Origin of the sequence: Achromobacter sp. (assembly GCF_049647645.1) — a bacterium.
Taxonomy (GTDB): domain Bacteria; phylum Pseudomonadota; class Gammaproteobacteria; order Burkholderiales; family Burkholderiaceae_B; genus Achromobacter.
On the sequence record NZ_JBARYB010000045.1, the window covers coordinates 1 to 19129 of the forward strand.

The 19129-nt window shown below is 66.0% G+C and carries 16 protein-coding genes; 4 read left to right on the forward strand and 12 right to left on the reverse strand.

All coding sequences use genetic code 11. The features are described from left to right. Together WBB14_RS04175 and WBB14_RS04180 are read right to left on the reverse strand one after the other, a co-directional pair. On the reverse strand, positions 1–852 hold an 852-nt coding region (locus tag WBB14_RS04175; protein ID WP_424238692.1), incomplete at its 3' end, for an SPFH domain-containing protein. 43 nt (positions 853–895) lie between these two features. Beyond that, positions 896–1282: a DUF350 domain-containing protein gene (locus WBB14_RS04180; protein WP_424238706.1), complete on the reverse strand. Its 387-nt coding sequence runs from the start codon at positions 1280–1282 to the stop codon at positions 896–898. Between the two features lie 89 nt (positions 1283–1371). Between WBB14_RS04180 and WBB14_RS04185 the strand changes: the two genes are divergently transcribed. The 3 genes from WBB14_RS04185 to WBB14_RS04195 all read left to right on the forward strand — a co-directional run bounded on the left by WBB14_RS04185 (position 1372) and on the right by WBB14_RS04195 (position 5872). After that, positions 1372–2883: a polyamine aminopropyltransferase gene (locus WBB14_RS04185; RefSeq protein ID WP_424238693.1), complete on the forward strand. Its 1512-nt coding sequence runs from the start codon at positions 1372–1374 to the stop codon at positions 2881–2883. Further along, on the forward strand, positions 2883–4520 hold the full coding sequence (locus WBB14_RS04190; protein ID WP_424238694.1) for an NAD(P)-binding protein: 1638 nt from the start codon (positions 2883–2885) through the stop codon (positions 4518–4520). The genes WBB14_RS04185 and WBB14_RS04190 overlap by 1 nt, the downstream gene beginning before the upstream one ends. A gap of 104 nt (positions 4521–4624) precedes the next feature. Then, positions 4625–5872: an NAD(P)/FAD-dependent oxidoreductase gene (locus WBB14_RS04195; protein WP_424238695.1), complete on the forward strand. Its 1248-nt coding sequence runs from the start codon at positions 4625–4627 to the stop codon at positions 5870–5872. 74 nt (positions 5873–5946) lie between these two features. On the opposite strand, the gene WBB14_RS04200 is transcribed toward WBB14_RS04195, so the two are convergent. The 3 genes from WBB14_RS04200 to WBB14_RS04210 form a co-directional block, all read right to left on the reverse strand. Beyond that, the gene (locus WBB14_RS04200; protein ID WP_424238696.1) at positions 5947–6741 is read right to left on the reverse strand and encodes an ABC transporter ATP-binding protein; all 795 of its coding nucleotides are present in this window, start codon (positions 6739–6741) and stop codon (positions 5947–5949) included. A gap of 2 nt (positions 6742–6743) precedes the next feature. Continuing rightward, entirely contained in the window at positions 6744–7634 is an 891-nt protein-coding gene (locus tag WBB14_RS04205) for an ABC transporter permease (RefSeq protein ID WP_424238697.1), read from the reverse strand. A 418-nt stretch (positions 7635–8052) separates the two neighbouring features. Beyond that, on the reverse strand, positions 8053–9024 hold the full coding sequence (locus WBB14_RS04210; protein WP_013395028.1) for an ABC transporter substrate-binding protein: 972 nt from the start codon (positions 9022–9024) through the stop codon (positions 8053–8055). A gap of 273 nt (positions 9025–9297) precedes the next feature. Between WBB14_RS04210 and WBB14_RS04215 the strand changes: the two genes are divergently transcribed. Next, positions 9298–10254 carry an aldo/keto reductase gene (locus WBB14_RS04215; protein WP_424238698.1) on the forward strand — a complete coding sequence of 319 codons (957 nt, stop codon included), beginning with the start codon at positions 9298–9300 and terminating at the stop codon, positions 10252–10254. Positions 10255–10264: 10 nt separating this feature from the next. On the opposite strand, the gene WBB14_RS04220 is transcribed toward WBB14_RS04215, so the two are convergent. From WBB14_RS04220 to WBB14_RS04250, 7 genes are all read right to left on the reverse strand, one after another. Next, entirely contained in the window at positions 10265–12706 is a 2442-nt protein-coding gene (locus WBB14_RS04220; protein WP_424238699.1) for a TonB-dependent siderophore receptor, read from the reverse strand. Positions 12707–12804: 98 nt separating this feature from the next. Further along, positions 12805–13773, reverse strand: coding sequence for a FecR domain-containing protein (locus tag WBB14_RS04225; protein WP_424238700.1), 969 nt, complete (start codon positions 13771–13773; stop codon positions 12805–12807). Next, positions 13770–14270 (reverse strand): sigma-70 family RNA polymerase sigma factor, encoded by a 501-nt coding sequence (locus WBB14_RS04230; RefSeq protein WP_424238701.1) that lies wholly within the window; start codon positions 14268–14270, stop codon positions 13770–13772. The genes WBB14_RS04225 and WBB14_RS04230 overlap by 4 nt, the downstream gene beginning before the upstream one ends. A 78-nt stretch (positions 14271–14348) precedes the next feature. Beyond that, positions 14349–15320: a Bug family tripartite tricarboxylate transporter substrate binding protein gene (locus WBB14_RS04235; protein ID WP_424238702.1), complete on the reverse strand. Its 972-nt coding sequence runs from the start codon at positions 15318–15320 to the stop codon at positions 14349–14351. A gap of 198 nt (positions 15321–15518) precedes the next feature. Further along, a complete protein-coding gene (locus WBB14_RS04240; protein WP_424238703.1) occupies positions 15519–17060 on the reverse strand; it encodes a malonate--CoA ligase in 1542 nt (513 codons plus the stop codon). A gap of 5 nt (positions 17061–17065) precedes the next feature. Continuing rightward, positions 17066–17857, reverse strand: coding sequence for an enoyl-CoA hydratase/isomerase family protein (locus WBB14_RS04245; RefSeq protein WP_424238704.1), 792 nt, complete (start codon positions 17855–17857; stop codon positions 17066–17068). A gap of 46 nt (positions 17858–17903) precedes the next feature. Further along, positions 17904–19129, reverse strand: a 1226-nt coding sequence (locus WBB14_RS04250) for a malonyl-CoA decarboxylase domain-containing protein (RefSeq protein WP_424238705.1), incomplete at its 5' end; no start/stop codon positions are given.

A 19129-nucleotide genomic window follows, 5' to 3' on the forward strand; every position in this document is an offset into this window, starting at 1 on the left:
GGCCAGGCCCGCGGCCATGGTCTGGCCCAGCGCCGCGCCAGCCGCCAGGCCCGCGCCGATGCCGGCGATGCCGCCCTCGTTCTGCGCCGCCATCGGGATGGCCGTGGCGGTCTGGTACTGGGTGAACTTGCCCAGGTCGCCGGCCATGCCCATGGAGATCCGTGTGTCCAACGCCTTCTGCAACTCTTCCGGCAGCGAAACGTTTTCGACCGTGAAGTTGTCCAGCTTGACGCCGTAGCGGTCGAACACCGGCGCCAGCTGCTCGCTGATGCTCTGCGACATCAGCCCCTGGTTGCCGGCCATGTCCAGGAACGGCACCTTGGAGCCGCCCAGCGCCGTCGTCATCGCCGCGACCACCATGTTGCGCAGTTGCGCCTCCAGGTCGTCCACGGTGTATTCGTCGCGCGTGCCGCTGATCTCGCGGTAGAACTTGGCGGGATCGGCGATCTGGTAGGAATACACGCCGAAGGCGCGCAGGCGCACCATGCCGAATTCGCTGTCGCGCAGCGTCACCGGCTGGGCCGTACCCCAGCGCCGGCCCAGCTGCAGGCGAGTGCTGAAGAAGATCACATCCGACTTGAAGGGGGACTCGAACAGCTTGTCCCAGTTCTTCAGGTAGGTCAGGATCGGCAGCGTCTGCGTGGTCAGCTTGTACATGCCGGGGCCAAACACGTCGGCCACCTTGCCTTCATTGACGAACACCGCCATCTGCGACTCGCGCACGGTCAGGCTGGCGCCGTACTGGATTTCGAAATCCTGCATGGGATGGCGCCAGGCGAGCACGCCGTCGCGATCCTCGTTCCATTGCAGGATATCGATGAACTGCTTGCGGATGAATGAACCGAGACTCATGAGTCGTTCTCCTGTCAGATCGGGTTCGGCGCGCCAGCCTGTGTCAGGTCAGGCAAGCCGCATTGACGATGCCGGCGGCGACCGAAATCGACCCGATCAGTCCGCCCATGGCGATGTTGTTTTCTTCGATGGCCTCGTTCATGCCGCGGACTGCCTGGGACACCCCCACGTACACGACGATCTGGACCAGCATGGCGGCCAGGCCCCACAGCAGGAACATGGCATAGCTGGCATGGATCGCAATGCTGGAGCACAAGGTGAAGCTGAAGCCCACCAGCGCGCCGCCATAGGACAGCACGGCGGCAATATTGCCTTCGCGGATCAGCTCGAATTCCTTGTAGCGCGTGACGGCCGTGTAGACCAAGGTGAAGACGCCCAGCATGGCAAGCGCCGACACCATGTAGACAAGATAGGTCACCACCGGATGCATTGCTTCTCCCATTGCCACCCTCCCAATTGCGCGCAGTATATACGCCGCGTTCGATATACTGCGAACGCATTTTTCGTGTCGGACACTCCATGCGCGACCGCGTTCTCATTCTTTCGGTATTGATCGTCGCCTCCTGCGGTTTGGGCTATGAGCTCATCAGCAGCGCGCTCGCCAGCTATTTGCTGGGGGATTCGATACTGCAGTTCTCCTCCGTCATCGGCTGCTATCTGTTCGCCATGGGCATAGGCTCGTGGTTGTCAAAATATGTAAAAGACGAAGACGTTTTGAATCGCTTCATCGATGTGGAGCTGCTGGTCGCCCTGTTGGGCGGCGTCTCCGCCGCGGTGCTGTTCCTGGTCTTCGCATGGATGGCCGCCCCCTTCCGCGCAGCCCTCTACGTAGGCGTGTTCCTCATCGGCCTGATGGTCGGCATGGAGATCCCGCTGGTGATGCGGGTGTTCAACCAGCGCAAGACCGAGTTCCGCGAAATCGTCAGCCGCGTGCTGACCTTCGACTACCTGGGGGCGCTGGCCGTCTCGCTGGTGTTCCCGCTGTTGCTCGCCCCCAAGCTCGGACTGCTGCGCACCAGCTTCCTGTTCGGCATGCTGAACGCCAGCGTGGCGCTGTGGACCACCTGGCTGTTCCGCGCGGAGCTTCACCGTCCCGGTGAAAAAGCCATCCGCGCCAGCGTGGTGATCGGCTTCCTGGGGCTGGGCTTCATCTATTCCGGCAGCATGACGGCCTGGGCCGAGAAAGGCCTGTACGGGGACGACGTGGTGCATGCGGAAACCACCCAGTACCAGCGGCTGGTAGTCACGCGCTGGCATGACGACCTGCGCCTGTACATCAACGGCAACCTGCAGTTCTCGTCGCGCGACGAGCATCGCTATCACGAGGCGCTGGTGCATCCCGGCCTGCAAGCCCTGCCCTGGGCGCGCAACGTGCTGGTGCTGGGCGGCGGCGACGGCCTGGCGGTGCGCGAAATCCTCAAGTACAAGAATATCGAACACGTGACGCTGGTGGACCTGGACCCGGCCATGACCGGCCTGTTCTCGCGTTCCGAGCCGCTGGTCAAGCTGAACCAGGGGTCGCTGAAGGATCCCCGGGTCACGGTCGTCAACGACGACGCCGGCCGCTGGCTGGAAACCCATGCCGAGGTCTATGACTACATCGTGGTGGATTTTCCCGATCCGTCCAACTTCGGCCTGGGCCGCCTGTACTCGGTGCCGGTCTATCACCTGATGGCGCGCCACCTGGCCGAGAACGGCTACATGGTGGTGCAGTCCACCTCGCCCTACTTCGCGCCGCGCTCGTTCTGGAGCGTCGATGCCACTTTGAAGGAGGCTGGCCTGAACACCTGGCCGTACCATACCTATGTGCCGTCCTTCGGCGACTGGGGCTTCATCCTGGCCAGCAAGCGCCGCGATTACGAGCCGCCCGCCAAGATCACCGTGCCCACGCGCTACCTGGACCCGGTCACGACGCGCGAGCTGTTCCATTTTCCGGCCGACATGCCGGCGCTGGCGATGCCTCCGAACCGCCTGAACGAGCAGTCGCTCGTGCGCTACTTCGACGAGGACTGGCGCAAGGTCATCCGCTGATGCGGCGGCGCAGCTTCCTTTTGGGCGCGGCCACGGCCGCGATAGCCGGCACCGCCGGCTACTACCGTTCGCGCATTGTCGAGACCACGCCGGAAATCCATTACCCGGGGATGCAGGCGGGCCACGCCTTGCGCGACGGCGCGGCCTGGCCCCAGCCCTCGGCCAGCCACCAGCGCGACGTCGTGATACTGGGCTCAGGCGTGGCGGGCCTGTCCTGCGCCTGGAAGCTGGCGCGCGAAGGACACACGGATTTCCTGGTGGTGCAAGGCCCCGAACTCGAAGGCAATGCCGCCGCCGGCCTGCGCGACGGACTGGATTACCCCCTGGGCGCGCATTACCTGCCGCTACCCTCGCTGGCGTCCACGCATGTGCGCGAGATGCTGGCCGACTTCGGCATCATCGAGCGCGGCGCCCACGAGGCCCGCCCCTACTACGACGAAGCCGCGCTGGTGCATTCCCCCCAGGAGCGCCTGCTGCGCGGCGGCCACTGGGAAGACAGCCTGCTGCCCATGAGCGGGTTGCCGGAAGAGGATCTGGCCCAGCACCGCAAGTTTCTTGCCGTGATCGAGCGCCTGCACACGCAGACCGGCAACGACGGCCGCAAGGTCTTCAGCATCCCGCTCACGCTTTCGTCCCTGGACCCGGCCTGGCGCGCGCTCGACGCGATCACGTTCAAACAATGGCTGGACCGCGAAGGCTATACCTCGCCCGCCTTGCACTGGTATCTGAACTACTGCTGCCGCGACGACTACGGCGCGCAATACGACGTGGTCTCGGCCTGGGCCGGCCTGCACTATTTCGCCAGCCGCGACGGCCACGCCGCCAACGCGGGCGAAGGCGCCGTGCTGACCTGGCCCGGCGGCCTGTCCACGCTGTTGCAGCGCATGCGCGAGGCCATCACGCGCAAGCTCGGCCATGCCGGTTGGCTGGCGGCGGGCACCGCGGTCCGGGTGCAGGACACGGCTGCCGGCGCGCTGGTCACCTGCTTGACCTCGGCCCCCGCGCCCGCCGCCTACACGGTGCAAGCCCGCCGCGCCGTATGCGCGATGCCGCTGTTCGTGGCCCAGCGCATCCTGCCCGACATCCGTGCCTATGGCTACGACCCGGCGGTGCACGCGCCGCCGCACGCGCCCTGGATGGTGTCGAACTTCGTGATGGACGGCTACCCGGCCGAGGCCTCTGGCGAACCGCTATCCTGGGACAACGTGGTCTATCAGGGAAAGGCGCTGGGCTACGTGGTGTCCACGCATCAGCTGCTGCGCGTGGCGCGCTCGCCGCGCAGCGTCTTCACGGCCTACCACGCGCTCAGCAGCCAGACGCCCCTGGCGGCGCGCGAATGGCTGACCCGCGCCAGCCCGCAAGAACTGCGGGCCGAAGCCGCGTCCGATCTGGTCGCGGCCTACGGCGAGGAGTTCTGGCGCCATGCGCGCCAGCTGGAGATCACGGTGCGCGGCCACGCCATGGCGACGCCGGTATGCGGCTACCTGTCCAATCCGGGCCTAGCGGCCCTGCGCGACGTGGACGGCCCGGTGCTGTTCGCGCACGCTGACCTGTCGGGCTATTCCGTGTTCGAGGAAGCCTCTTGGTGGGGCGTCGCCGCGGCCGGCCGGATCCTCGGCCAGAAGCCACAGGCCTGAAGCTCGCGCGCCGCCTTTTTCCCCGTCGCGCGGACCCGCCCTGCAATACAATTCCGCGAGCCTGCCGGCATCACGGCCCCTCTGGACTGAACTCAGATAAAAACATGGGAAAGCAAGTCATCGTCCTCGGCGCGGGTATCGTGGGCGTATGCTGCGCCCTGGAATTGCAACGGCGCGGCCTGTCGATCACGCTCGTCGACCGGCAGGAGCCGGGCCTGGAAACCTCGCTAGGCAACGCGGGGGTGATCGCCCGCAGTTCGCTGATGCCGTTCAACCATCCAGGCTTGTGGGCGCAACTGCCCCGGCTGCTGAAAAACGACACCGTCCAGTTCCGCTACAAGCTGAGCTACCTGGCGCAAAACCTGGGCTGGGCGGCCCGTTTCCTGCTCAATGCCCGGCCGGCCGTGTTCAAGCAGACCGTGGCGGCGCTGGACGGCCTGATCCGGCTATCGGCGCCCGAGCATCTGCGGCTGCTGCACGAATCCGGCGCGGCGCACCGTCTGCGCGATACCGGCTGGATATTCCTGTACCGGTCGGAACAAGGCTGGAACAGCGGCGAGCTGTCCCGCAAGACCTTTGCCCAGTACCAGGTGCCGACCCAGACCCTGCAGCCCGCGGAACTCGCGGAGATCGAACCCGCACTCGCGCCGATCTTCCAGCGCGCACTGTGGATCCAGGGCTCGTACTCCGTCGATGATCCGCACCAGGTGGTCGCGGCCTATGCAGACCTGTTCCTACGCTCTGGCGGCACGTTCAAGCGGCTGACGGCGGACGCCATCCGCCGCGACGGCCAGCGCTGGATCGTGCAAGGCTCGCAAGGGGCCGACTCGCTGGCCGCCGACCAGTTGGTGGTGGCGCTGGGCCCCTGGTCGAAGAAGCTGCTGAAGACGACGGGCATAGACCTGCCCATGGCGTTCGAACGCGGCTATCACATGCATTTCAGCGGTGTGGACGGCGCCAGCCTGACGCGTCCCGTCTACGACACCGGCGGCGGCTACGTGCTGTCGCCCATGGCGCGCGGGCTGCGTCTGACCACGGGCGTGGAGCTGGACGCCTGCGAGGCGCCCGCCCGGCCCCTGCAGCTGGACCTGGCGGAAGCGCGGGCCCGCGAGGCGTTTCCGCTGGACCGGCGGCTGGATCCGGAGGCGTGGCTGGGGCGGCGTCCGACGCTGCCCGACAGCCGGCCGATGATAGGCGAGGCGCCGCGCCATCCTGGCCTGTGGCTGGCGCTGGGGCATCAGCACATCGGCTTCAGCACCGCGCCCGGCACGGCGAAGATACTGGGCGAACTCATGTGCGACGGCGACGGCGCACCGCGCCACGAGGCGTTCCGGCCTGGCCGATTCATCTAGGGCCGGTGGGCACCTAGCGGCCTCCCACGGGCCTGCGGGAGCCGGCCGCGATTCACGCAGCCGGCGCCTGACGATCAACCCAGCAGCAAGGCGTCGTCCGAGATCTTTTCGCCGCGCACGCGCTCGAACATGGCCAGCAGGTCCGGCACATCCATGCCGCGGCGTTCGTCGCCCGACACGTCCAGCACCACCTGCCCCTGGTGCAGCATGACGGTGCGGTCGCCCACGTCCAACGCCTGGCGCATGCTGTGCGTCACCATCATGGTGGTGAGCTGGCTTTCTGCGACGATGCGCGCGGTCAGTTGCAGCACGAAGTCCGCCGTGCGCGGGTCCAGCGCCGCGGTGTGCTCGTCCAGCAGCAGGATGCGCGAAGGCTGCAAGGCCGCCATCAGCAGGCTGACCGCCTGGCGCTGGCCGCCCGACAACAGGCCGATACGGTCGCTCAGGCGGCTTTCCAGGCCCAGGCCCAGCGTGGCCAGACGCTCGCGGAAGCCTTCCTTCATGGAGGCCTTGACCGCGCGGCTGTAGCCGCGGCGCGCGCCGCGCATCTGCGCCAGCGCCATGTTTTCTTCGATGGTCAGGTCTTCGCAGGTACCCGCCATCGGGTCCTGGAACACGCGGGCCACGCGGCCTGCGCGCGCCCACACGGGCTGGCGCGTGACGTCGACACCGTTGATGTCGATGCGGCCGGAATCAACCGGCAGATCGCCGGAGACCGCATTCAGAAACGTGGATTTGCCGGCGCCGTTGGAGCCGATGACAGTCACGAACTGGCCCGAGGGTATCTCCAGCGACAGGCCGCGCAAGGCGCGGGTTTCGATGGGCGTACCCGCGTTGAATGTGATCTTGAGGTCTTTTGCGGACAACATATTCAGCTCCCCTTCTTGCCGAGGAGGCGGCGCTTGAGCATGGGAATGACCAGGGCAATCGTGACCAGCACCGCGGTGACGAGGTTCAGGTCTTGCGCCTTCAGGCCGATGAAATCGCTATTCAGCGCCAGCGCGATGAAGAAGCGGTAGACGATGGCGCCGATGATGACGGCCAGCGTTGCCAGCACCAGCTTGCGCGACGGCAGGATGCTTTCGCCCACGATCACGGCGGCCAGGCCGATGACGATGGTGCCGATGCCCATGGAAATGTCCGAGCCGCCCTGGGTCTGGGCGAACAGCGCACCCGCCAGCGCCACCAGCGCGTTGGACAGCGCCATGCCGCCCAGGATCATGCGGCCGGTATTGACGCCCTGGGCGCGGGCCATGCGTCCATTGGACCCGGTGGCGCGCACGGCCAGACCGGTCTGCGTGGCGAAGAACCAGTCCAGCGCCAGCTTGGCCAGGATCACGATCACGATCAGGATCAGCGGCCGGGCGACATAGTCCGACAGCCATTCGGGCTGCAGGACCGTGAATACGGTGGATTCGGTGATCAGGGGAACGTTGGGCTTGCCCATGATGCGCAGGTTGACCGAGTACAGCGCGATCATCATCAGGATGCTGGCCAGCAGATCCATGATCTTCAGCTTCACGTTCAGCCAGCCGGTAACCAGTCCGGCCGCGGCGCCAGCGATCGTGGCAATGATGGTGGCCAGGAACGGGTCGGTGCCCGAGGCGATCAGCGTGGCACAGACCGCGCCGCCCAGCGGGAAACTACCGTCAACGGTCAGGTCCGGGAAGCGCAGCAGGCGGAAAGAGATAAACACGCCCAGAGCCACCAGGCTGAAGATCAGGCCGATCTCCAACGCGCCTAACAACGAGAACAATGACATGGGTCAAATCCAATCAGTAAGAAGCGAGCATATTAAGAAGTTGCACGAAGGCAAGAAACGAGCATATTAAAGAGTTGCAACGTCGGATATCTTGCGTTTCGGGGTCAGTTTTACCCCAGCTTTCGCAAGAAACGTTTCTCGGCGCGGGATTTTCTCTCGTTTCCTGCCAAAGCGTTCCCGTGCCGGGCGGCAAGGCCGCCAGCAGGAGTCTGCAGGACCATTCAGGGAGCAAAAACGCCGGGCGGGCTCGACGCCGTAAGGCGGGCCGCCGACCATTCAAGACCAGCACATTGCGCCGGGCCGCGAGCATCTTGTGAATGCTGCCGCCCTGAAGACCATGGGGTAAGGCAAGACACCAAAACATAAAACAAACCCCGCTCACGCCGGGTGGGCATGGCGGGGCAGGTACGGCTGATTATTACTTCACAACCACCGCGGCCGACTTGATGATCGCGTCGGACAGGGTCACGCCCTGCTTGGCAGCGGCGCCCGGATTCACGTAGAGCTCGAGCTTGGAGATCGTTTCCGAGGGGATGGCGCCGGGCTTCTCGCCCTTGAGGATGCGCACCACCACCTTGCCCGTCTGCACGCCCAGGTCGCGGTAATTGATGCCCAGGGCGGCGATGCCGCCGCGCTTGACGCTATCGGTGTCGGACGCGATCAGCGGGATCTTGGCGTCGTTGCCGACCTTGACCAGCGACTCATAGGCCGACACGACGTTGTTGTCGGTGTTGGTGTAGATGACGTCGACCTTGCCGATCAGGCTGCGGGCCGCGGAAGCCACGTCCACCGAGCGCGGCGCGGCCGCTTCGACCAGGCTCATACCCGACTTCGGCAGGATTTCCTGCAACTTCTTCACGACCACGACCGAGTTGGCTTCGCCCGGGTTGTAGACGATGCCCACGCGCTTGGCGTTGGGGACGATTTTCTTGATCAGTTCGACCTGCTTGTCCAGGGCCAGCAGATCCGACACGCCGGTCACGTTGGTGCCCGAGGCGTCCATGCTGGCGACCAGCTGGGCGGCGACCGGATCGGTCACGGCGGAATACACCACCGGCACGTCCTTGGTGGCCGCGACGACGGCCTGGGCCGAGGGCGTGGCGATCGCGACGATGGCGTCGGGCTTGTCGCCGACGAACTTGCGCGCGATCTGGGCGGCGGTGCCGTTGTTGCCCTGGGCGCTCTGGTATTGCCACTTCAGGTTCTTGCCCGGCTCGTAGCCGGCTTGCTTGAGGGCGTCCTGCACCCCGTCACGCACGGCGTCCAGCGCCGGATGCTCGACGATGGCGGTGACCGCCACCGACTTCTGCTGCGCGGCCACTGGCGCGGCGATAGCCATCGCCAGCGCCATGGCGCCAACCGTCAGAAAATGTTTTTTTCCGATCAGCATAGGTAAGCTCCTTGAACCCTTGTTTTTGCTCATTATTACGGCGCCGCTGGCGGCTCCCCGCCGGCCGGACTAGCCGTAAAGCCGTATAGTCTAACTTGCCGCCACCCCAAAAAGTTTGGGGGGAATCCCTGAAATGGTGCATGCCGGAACAGGATGCCCCGCGACGGGGCGCAGCGGCGTAAATATACTGAAAAAGCCCGGAATCGCATCGGCCGGACCCGCAGAAACCGGACTTCTTCCCAGCCGCCACCCGCAGCATCCAGAGGCCACACCATGATCAAACGCGCATTGGGCCGCTCCGGCCTGCAGATTCCTCCGCTCACCTTCGGCGGCAACGTCTTCGGCTGGACCGTCGACGAAGCCGGCACCTACTCGCTGCTGGACGCGTTGGTGGATGCCGGCCTGAACTTCATCGACACGGCGGACGTGTATTCCCGCTGGGTCCAGGACAACCAGGGTGGCGAATCCGAAGCCCTGATCGGCAAATGGCTCAAACGCTCGGGCAAGCGCGACCGCGTGCTCATCGCCACCAAGGTCGGCATGGAGATGGGGCCGGACGCCAAGGGCCTGGCGCCCGCCTATATCCGCCGCTCGCTGGAAGCTTCCCTGGCCCGGCTGCAGACGGATCACATCGACCTGTACCAATCGCACCAGGACGATCCGGACACGCCGCTGACCGATACCCTGGCCGAATACGCCAAGCATATCGAATCCGGCAAGGTGCGCGCCATCGGCGCATCCAACTACACCTCGGTGCGGCTGTCCGAAGCGCTGATCGCCAGCGAGCGGCACAGCCTGCCGCGCTACGAGAGCATCCAGCCCGAGTACAACCTGTACCGCCGCGAGCCCTTCGAATCCGGACTGCAAAGCCTGGTGAAGACACAGCAGATGGGCACGATCAACTATTACGCGCTGGCCAGCGGATTCCTCAGCGGCAAGTACCGCAGCCCGGCCGATGCGGGCAAGAGCCCGCGCGGCCGCAAGATCGTCGAGACCTATCTCAACGACCGCGGCTACCGCATCCTGAAGGCGCTGGACGAAGTGGCCGAGGACGCCGGCTGCACGCCCGCCCAGGCCGCCCTGGCCTGGCAGATCGCGCAGCCCGGCATCACCTCGCCCATCGTCAGCGCGACCTCGCTGGAGCAACTGGACGAACTGGTCAAGGCGGCCAGCCTGACGCTGACGCGCGATCAGCAGGCCAAGCTCAGCCTGGCGAGCGAATGGCGCTAGCGGTCGGGGACTAGAAGCGCTGCGTCAGCGTGAGCAGCGCGGTCCGGCCCTCGCCATAGAAAACCGAGTTGTAGAAGCCCATGGACCGGTAGTACTTCTTGTCGGCCAGGTTGCGCACGTTGAGCTGCAACTGCGTCTTGTCCGAAAAGTTGTATTGCGCCATCAGGTCGAACAAGGCATATGGCTTCTGCACAATGGAGCCGGACTGCAAGCCGTAGTAGGTCTGTGCGCTCGTCTGGCTCTGCCAGCGCACGCCGCCGCCCACGGTCAACTTGTTCAGCTCGCCCGGCAGCCGGTACGCCGTGCTCAGCTTCAGCAACTGTTCGGGCTGAGTGGTCTGCACCTTCTTGCCATTGTTGTCCTTGGACTGGCGATACGTGTAGCCCAGGAACACATTCCAGCCCGGCGTCACTTCCCCGGCCAGCTCCATCTCGAAGCCGCGCGTGCGGGTGCCGTCCAGAATGTAGTACCAGCCGTCGTCATGCGCGTAGTCGTAGCCGCCGTACTCGGCTACGTCCTTTTGGTCGGTCTGGAACACAGCGACAGATGCATTCACCCGGCCGTCCAGGTAGGACGCCTTCAGGCCCATTTCATAGTTGTGGCCATAGGCCGGGCCCGCCATGTCCCAGGTCTGCGTCTTGACCATCTGCGGCTGGAAGATGTTGGTGTAGCTGGCGTAGGCCGTGTACGTATCGTTCAGGTCATAGGTGAGGCCCAGGTAGGGCGTAACCTCGGAATACGTATGCGAGTAGCCCGTCACGCCCCAGCTGGTCTCGGTGGATTCCCAGCGCGTCCAGCGCGCGCCGGTCAACAAATGCAGCCTGTCGGTCAGCCCCAGGCGCAACGTGCCATAAATGCCTGTCTGCTTGTTGCGATTGGTCTGCGACAGCGCCAGGATGTCCCAATTCGGCGCGGGCCAATCGCCAGTCCAGTTCTTGACGTCGGGAATGGGATATGTCGCCTGATCCGAGGTGTCCCAGCTCTGATTCCATGCCTTGATGATGGAATGGGAGAAGCCCAGGTTGAACTGATGACGGCGGCCGAAGGCGTCGAAATCACCGTCCATGGAGCCGCCAACCACATCCTGGTCGCTGCCACCCACGAACTTGCGCAGCAATGGCGCCGTTGAGAACCCGTCGATCGTCACCGGCACGTCGGACGTGAAGAGCAACGGCGCGTCGAACTTGTTTTCCAGGCGCGTGTACGACAGGCGGGCGTTCCAACCATTGGCGAAGCCATGTTCTATCTGCGCGAAATACTCGTGGGAATCCGTGTCCCAGCGCGACCACTTGGCGCCCATGGCCTGTCCCTTGGGCCAGTCGATAGGCTTGCCGTTGGCGTCCAGGGCAGGCAAGCCGCCCCAGCTGATGCCGCTGGGCCTCGTGCGTTGCAAAGAGCCGCCGATGCTGACGGTGGTGCTCGCGGCAACGTCGGCCTCAACGATGCCGTACAGCACGTCGCGCTTTTTCTTGTAGAGGTCCATGGTGTCGCCACGCCGTTCCTTGGCGCCGACGATACGCCCGCGCACCGATCCGGACTCGTTGAACGGCGTGGACAAGTCCACTTCGCCTCGATAGGTGTCCTCGGTCCCGGCCGAGAGCTTGATATCGCCCTGGAACTCGCGGGCCGGACGCTTGCGGATGAAGTTGACGGAACCGCCCGGGTTGCCGGTGCCGCTCATCAGGCCGGTAGCGCCGCGGATGATTTCAACGTGGTCGTAGATGACCGGATCCAGGTTGCCGTCGCCAAACTGATAGAGGCCGTTCAGCGGCTTGACCACGCCGTCGAACTGGAACGTGTCCATGGAAAATCCGCGCGAGTAGTACGTCAAGCGCTCGGACTCCGCCTGCTGCACATTCATGCCGGTGGCGTTTTCCATTACGTCGCGCACCGACGTGATGGAACGGTCGTCCATCTGCTGCCGCGTCAGCACGCTGGTCGATTGCGGCGTCTCGCGCTGCGACAACACCAGGCCGTTGGCCGAGCGCATCCAGTCAGCGGTGTACTCGCCGGTGCCTTCAGTCGTGGCGCCTGCCCCCAGGACCACCACCGGCGCAAGCTGAGTGGCTTGCTGACCGCCCGCGCGCTGCAACAGGTAATCGCCATCCGCGCGGCGCACGACTTCCAACCCGGTCCCCGCCAGCAACGCCGCAAAGCCCTGATCCACGGCATAGCCCCCTTGCAAGCCCGCGGTCTCCATGCCCGAAGTCAGGGCGGGATCGAACGACAGCAGCACCTGGGTCTGCCGGGCGAAGCCAGACAGCGCCACACCCAGCGAACCGGCCGGCACATCGACGGAGTGGCGGACTTCGGCGGCGGCGCCTGGCTGCGCTTGAACCGACAAGGGAGAAAGCGCAGCTCCGGCGATCGCGGCCAGCACCAGCGCGGCAAGGGCCTTCATGCGCAGGCGCGCCGGCGCGGCAGGGTGAGTGGAGGAAAACGGCAGGGACATATCGTTGGGTTCCGGGCGAAGAAAATCGAGGATTCACCCGTATGCCAATCGAAAACTCAAAAGTGACAGTGCGGCGCCAGGAAATTTTCCCGAGCCGCTCAACTGCGCCCCCGCAACACCACCCAATAGCGGGTGTAGCGGTCCGCCCGCACCGGCAACGCGCGCTCGACCGCGGCCAGGATACGGTCGGTGTCGCCCAGCGGGTATGAGCCTGAAATGCGCAGCCCCGCCACCGCCGGGTCGCACACCAACCGGCCCTTGCGATGGCGGCTCAGTTCCTCCACAAACGCGTCCAGGCGCATGCCGTCGGCAAACAGCGCGCCCTGCACCCAATCGCCGGCGTGCGGCGCGGGCCGCAAGTTCCGCACGACGTGCTCATTGAAGCCGGTGCCGACCCCGGCTTCCACAATCCGTGCGGAACCCGCGCCGCCGGCTCTCGGTTCGATCCTGACCGCGCCTTCGGTCACCGCCACCCTGGTCTCCCCGTCCAACAAGCGGACAACGAAGCGCGTACCGAGCGCGGTAATCCGGCCCATGGGGGTCGCCACCACCAGCGGCCGGACGGGGGCCAGCGGGTCGCGCTGTGACGCGATGTGCAACTCGCCCCTGGTCAACACGACCAGACGCTGCGTGGCATCAAAGCGCACATCGGCCGCGCTGTCGGTATTCAGGGTCAACACGCTGCCGTCGTCCAAGGTCGCGGCGCGCCGCTCGCCGACGGCCGTGCCAAAGTCCGACGTCCATGCCGTCCAAGGCAGCGACGCTGCCGTCAATCCGCCCGCGCCCATGGCCAGCGACAAGGCCTTGAGCGCCTGGCGCCGGCCGCGGGAGGACGGACGGTCCAGGGCCGCCAGGCCAGCTCGCGGGTCGACCTGGCCAAACTGGCGTCCCAGCATTTCCACGCGTTCCCAGGCCAACCGGTGCAAGGGGTCGGCCTCGATCCAGCGGCGACAGGCTGCGCCGTCCGTTGCGGTGGCGTCGTCCGCCCCCAGGCGGACAAACCAGGCGCTGGCTTCGCGGATGACGGATGACGGCAATTCGGCCCGGGCCGCAGCGCGCCGGCTCACCAGGCCGCCAGGCAATGCTGCATGGCGCGGGCCAGATACTGGCGCACCGAGCTGACCGAGACCTGCATGCGTTCGGCGATCTCGCCATGGCGCAGGCCTTCCAGCTGCGACAACAGAAACGCCTTGCGGACTTTGGACGGCAAACCGTCCAGCAGCCGGTCAATCTCCATCAGCGCTTCCAGGACCAGGGCACGGCGCTCCGGCGACGGAACGGACGCCTCCTCGAGCAGCGCCAGACCGTCCAGATAGGCACGCTCGATGTCGCGGCGGCGGAACAGGTTCACCATCAAGCCGTGTGCGATCGTCGTCAGATAGGCGCGCGGTTCGCGCAGGCGACGCGTGTCCTCTTCGCGGATCAGCACCTTCAGATAAGTGTCGTGCGTCAGGTCGGCCGCGTCGAACGGGCAACCTGTCTTTCTACGCAGCCAGTCAAACAACCAGGATTGATGCTGAATGTAGAGCCCTTCGATGGGCGCTGGAGAACCGCTTTGATTCATGGCATTCGACGGACCGGAAGGCAATTTCAACAATGATAACGATTATCAATAGTAATTGAAATCCGGTCCACCGATGCATTAATCTAGCTTGACCCCCGAATCCTTCACCACCTTGGCCCAGCGATCGACCTCGCTGTCGACGAACTTGCCGAACTCGGCCCCTGTCAACGTGGGCACGGCCGAGCCGTTGCCGGCCCAGGTTTCCTTGATCTTCGGCGCGTTCAAGGCCTTGGTGATCTCGGCGCTCATCCTGTCGACCGCTTCCTTGGGCGTGCCGGCAGGCGCCCAGATCGCGTACCAGGTCGACACCACGTAATTCGGCACGCCGGCCTCGGCGGCGGTGGGTACGTCCGGCAGCGACTGCGAGCGTTCGGTGGCGGCCACCGCCAGCGGCTTGATCGTGCCGGAGCGGATGTGGCCGGAGGACGAGCCCAGGCCGTCGAAGGCCAGGTCCACCTGTCCGCCGATCAGGGCCGACAGCATGGGCCCGGCACCCTGGTAGGGCACGTCCACCAGCTTGATGCCGGTCTGCATCGCGAACAGCTCGCCGGCCAGGTGGTGCGTGCTGCCCTTGCCGGCCGTGCCGAAGTTGATTTCCCCGGGGCGCTTCTTGGCGTAGTCGATCAGCTCCTGCACCGTCTTCACCGGCAGCTTGGCCGGATTGATGACGATGACCTGCGGCGGCTGCGCGACCAGGGCGACCGGCACGAAGTCCTTCTGAATGTCGTAGTTCAGGTTTTTGTACAGCGAGGGGGCCAACGCATGATGCGCGCCGCCCATGAAGAAGGTGTAGCCGTCGGGCCGGGCCTTGGCCGCGACGCCAGCGCCCACGGTTCCGCCCGCCCCACCCTTGTTGTCGATGACCACGGGCTGGCCCAACTGCGTGGTCAATTGCTGGGCCAGCGGGCGGGCGAAGGTGTCCGTGCCGCCGCCGGCGGGGAACGGGACGATCAGCGTGATCGGGCGCTCGGGCCATTGCGCGGCGGCAGCGCCGCCCAGACCCAGGGCGGCCACGGCGAATACGGCCGCGGCGGTGGTGCGATATTTCATATTGTCTCCTCTAGCTGCAGCGTGGGGACGGCGCGGTTCTGTGCGTCTCGTCTCTTGAGTTCTTGTATGGGATGGGCTGCTGGGACCTGCGGTTTTGTCTGGGCATGACCTCCTGAAAGATGGCCCGCGCAGCGCGGACGCGCCGCGCGCTAGCCGAAAAAAACCGCTCCCCGGACCGGGAAGCGGTCGTGGCATGCGTCAGAGCGCCTTGTACGTTTCGCGCAGCACGTTCTTCTGCACTTTGCCCATCGTGTTGCGCGGCAGTTCGCCGACGATGTGCAGGCGCTTGGGCACCTTGAAATTGGCGATGCGCGATTTCAGCTCGGCCTGCATGGCATCCGCGTCCAGCGCAACGCCGTTCTTGGGCACCACCACCGCCACCACGGCCTCGCCGAAGTCGGCATGCGGCACCCCAATGACCGCCGATTCGGCCACGCCGGGCATGTCGTCGATCAGCGTCTCGATTTCCTTGGGATATACGTTGAATCCGCCGGAGATGATCAGGTCCTTGCTGCGGCCCACGATGGACAGGTAGTCGGCGGGCACGTCGCGCCCGGCGGACTCGCCGCCCCAACGGCCCACGTCGCCGGTCTTGAACCAGCCATCGGCGGTGAACTCCTCCTGGGTCTTTTCCGGCATGCGCCAGTAGCCCGAGAACACGTTCGGCCCGCGCACCTGCACATTGCCGATCTCGCCCGGCGCGAGCGCGATGCCGGCATCGTCCACCACGCGCACCTGCACGCCCGGCAAGGCGCGGCCCACGGTGCCGGCCAGGCGCTCGCCCAGCTTGGGATCGTAGGGGTTGGAGGTGAGCATGACCGTCTCGCTCATGCCGTAGCGTTCAAGGATGGCGTGGCCGCTGCGCTTCTGGAAGTCCGAGAAAGTCTCGGCCAGCAAGGGCGCCGAACCCGAGATGAAGAGGCGCATGTTGGCGCAGACGCCGCGGTCGAAACGCGGATCGGCCAGCAGGCGCACGTAGTACGTGGGCACGCCCATCATTACCGTGCTCTGCGGTAGGTAGTGCAAGGCCTGGTCGATGTCCAGCTTGGGCAGCCAGATCATCCTGGCGCCGGCCAGCAAGGCGCCGTGCGAAGCCACGAACAGGCCGTGCACGTGGAAGATGGGCAGCATGTGCAGCAACACGTCGTCCGAGCGCCAGCCCCAGTACTCGTGCAGCACGCGGGCATTGGCGGCAAGGTTGCCGTGGGACAGCATCGCGCCCTTACTGCGTCCGGTGGTGCCGGAGGTGTACAGGATGGCGGCCAGGTCATCGGGCTTGCGCGCCACGGTCTTGAAGGTCTGCGGCAGGCCGCCGGCGGCATCCAGCAGCGTGCCGCTGCGGTCCTCGTCCAGCGTGTACACGTGCGCGGTGCCAGCCTTGCCGGCGGCGCGCTGCACCCAGTCCAGGTTCTTGCTGGAGCAGACCACCACGGCCGGCTCGGCATTGCCCAGGAAGTACTCGATTTCCGATTCGCGGTAAGCCGTGTTCAGCGGCAGGTACACCAGGCCAGCGCGCAGCGTGGCCAGGTACAGCAACAGCGCTTCGGGCGACTTCTCGACCTGCACCGCCACGCGCGAACCCGCCGGCAGGTCCAGCGAGGTCAGCAGGTTGGCCAGGCACGCGGTGGCGCGATCGATGTCGTCCCAGGTGTATTGCAGGTCGGGCGTTTCCAGCGCGACCTTGCTGCGGTCTTTGGGGAAGCCGCCTTGCAGGACAGCGTATAGATTGGCGTTGCTCACCTTGTCTAGTCTCCGGAAAAGGAAGGATCTTCGCCGGCCAGAAAGGCGCGCACGCCCTCCTGGTGGTCCCGGCTGTCGGCGTACGAGAAATAATCCTGGTATTCGTCTTCGGTCAAGCCGCCGCCTGCGACGAGCCTGCGCGATAGACGCTTGTTGATGCGGGCCGCCAGCGGCGCGCCGGCTGCGATGCGCGCGGCGCTGCGCCTGGCCGCGTCGGCCACCTGGCCGTCGGCGACGATGCGGGTCAGCAAGCCCAGTTCGCGAGCCTCTTCGGCGCCGAACACGCGGCCTTCGAGCAGTATGGCCAGCGTGGCGGCGCGCCCGACCAGGGCCAGGAGGCCGCTCATTTCGTCGGGCGCCATGGGAAAGCCCAGGCGGTTGATCGGCACGCCGAAACGCGCCGACTCGCCGGCGATCCGCAGATCGCACTGGCTGGCGATCTCCAGGCCGCCACCCACGCACACGCCCTCGATCTGCGCCACCACCGGATGCGGGCACAAGGCGACCGCCCGCAAGGCAGGCGCCAGCACGTCGCGGTGGTAGCGCTGCACGCCGGCCATGTCGCCGCGCTGTACGGGGAATTCGCGGATGTCGGCGCCGGCGGCGAAATTGCCGCCCTCGCCGCGCACGATCACGCAGCGCACGGCATCGTCATCGGCTACGCGGGTGAACACCTCCCGCAGTTCGTGCCACATGCCCACCGTGATCGCGTTCAGGCGCCCCGGGTGCGATAGCGTTACCCAAGCCAGATCGCCCTCGCGTTCCAGCAGCACGCGGCCGGCCACGTTGTCCGTCATGTCTCCTGCCCCTCTTTCTTATGTTGTTGCGCCGCGAGCGCGGCGCTTAAGCCACGCGCCCCACGCCGCGGCTGACCTGGGGCTTGCCCTCTCCCAGCAGGGCGAGATTGTCGTCCAGCTCGTCGAGGTCGTAGAGGTAGTTCACCATCATGCCGCAGGACTGCTTGAGCCCCTTGGCAGAGGTATCCGCGGCCCAGTTGAGCCGTTCGATGCGCGCGCCGTTGCCCAGGTGAAAACGCGCCACCGCATCCACCGGCATGCCGTTCTTCATGGACTGCAGGTACTTGGCCGTCAGGCGGAAACCCGCGCGCTTGACCACGTCCGCGGCCTTGCCCTGGGCCGCCTTGGCCAAACGCGCGACCCAGCGCCGCCCGTCGGGCACGCCCTCGCGCTTGCGCGCCTTGGCACGCACCTTGTCCTCGCGCACGATGGCCTCCACCGCCTCGGCGTCCAGCTTGCCCAGCCAGTCGGCGAAGCCCGGAATGGGCGACAGCGTGGCGAAGGACTTCAGCTTGGGCAGCTCATGCAGCAGCTGCTCGACCACGCGCTTGAGCAGGAAATTACCGAAACTGATGCCCTTCAGGCCGGGCTGCGTGTTGGAGATGGAATAGAAGATGGCCCAGCGCGCCTTGTCCAGGTCCTGCGGCGGCAAGGTGCTGTCCAGCAGCACCTGCACGTTGTCGGCCATCTGGCTGGCGAAGGCCACTTCCACGAAGATGAGCGGCACGCCCGGCATCTGCGGATGGAAGTAGGCGTAGCAGCGGCGGTCCGGCGAGACACGGCGGCGCAGGTCGTCCCAGGAGGTAATCTCGTGCACGGCCTCGTAGAGAATCAGCTTCTCCAGCAGCGACGCCGGCGAATCCCAGGTCAGCGGCCGCAATTCCAGCAGGCCCACGTCGAACCAGGCGGACAGCAGGCCTTCGAGATCCTTGTCCAGCGTCTGGATGCCCGCCACCTGCTTGCGCCAGCGCAGCATGTCCGCGCGCAGCTCGACCAGGAAGCGCAGGCCCTGGGGCTGGGCATTGAAGCGTTTGAACAGGCGCACGCCCTCGCCGCCGTCGCCCGCATAGCCGCCGCGCGCCTGCGCCAGCGCCGTCAGCATCAGCCGGCGGTCCTTGCCGTCCGCGGCGCTGTACTGCTCGCACCAGCGGCGCGCCAGCTTGTTGGCGGCCACGTCGGTCAGGCGCGCTTCGAACAGGCGCCGGACTTCGGATTCGCTGGGCAGCCGACCACGTTCCCATAGCTTGCCCAGGCGGGACATCAGGCCGGCGC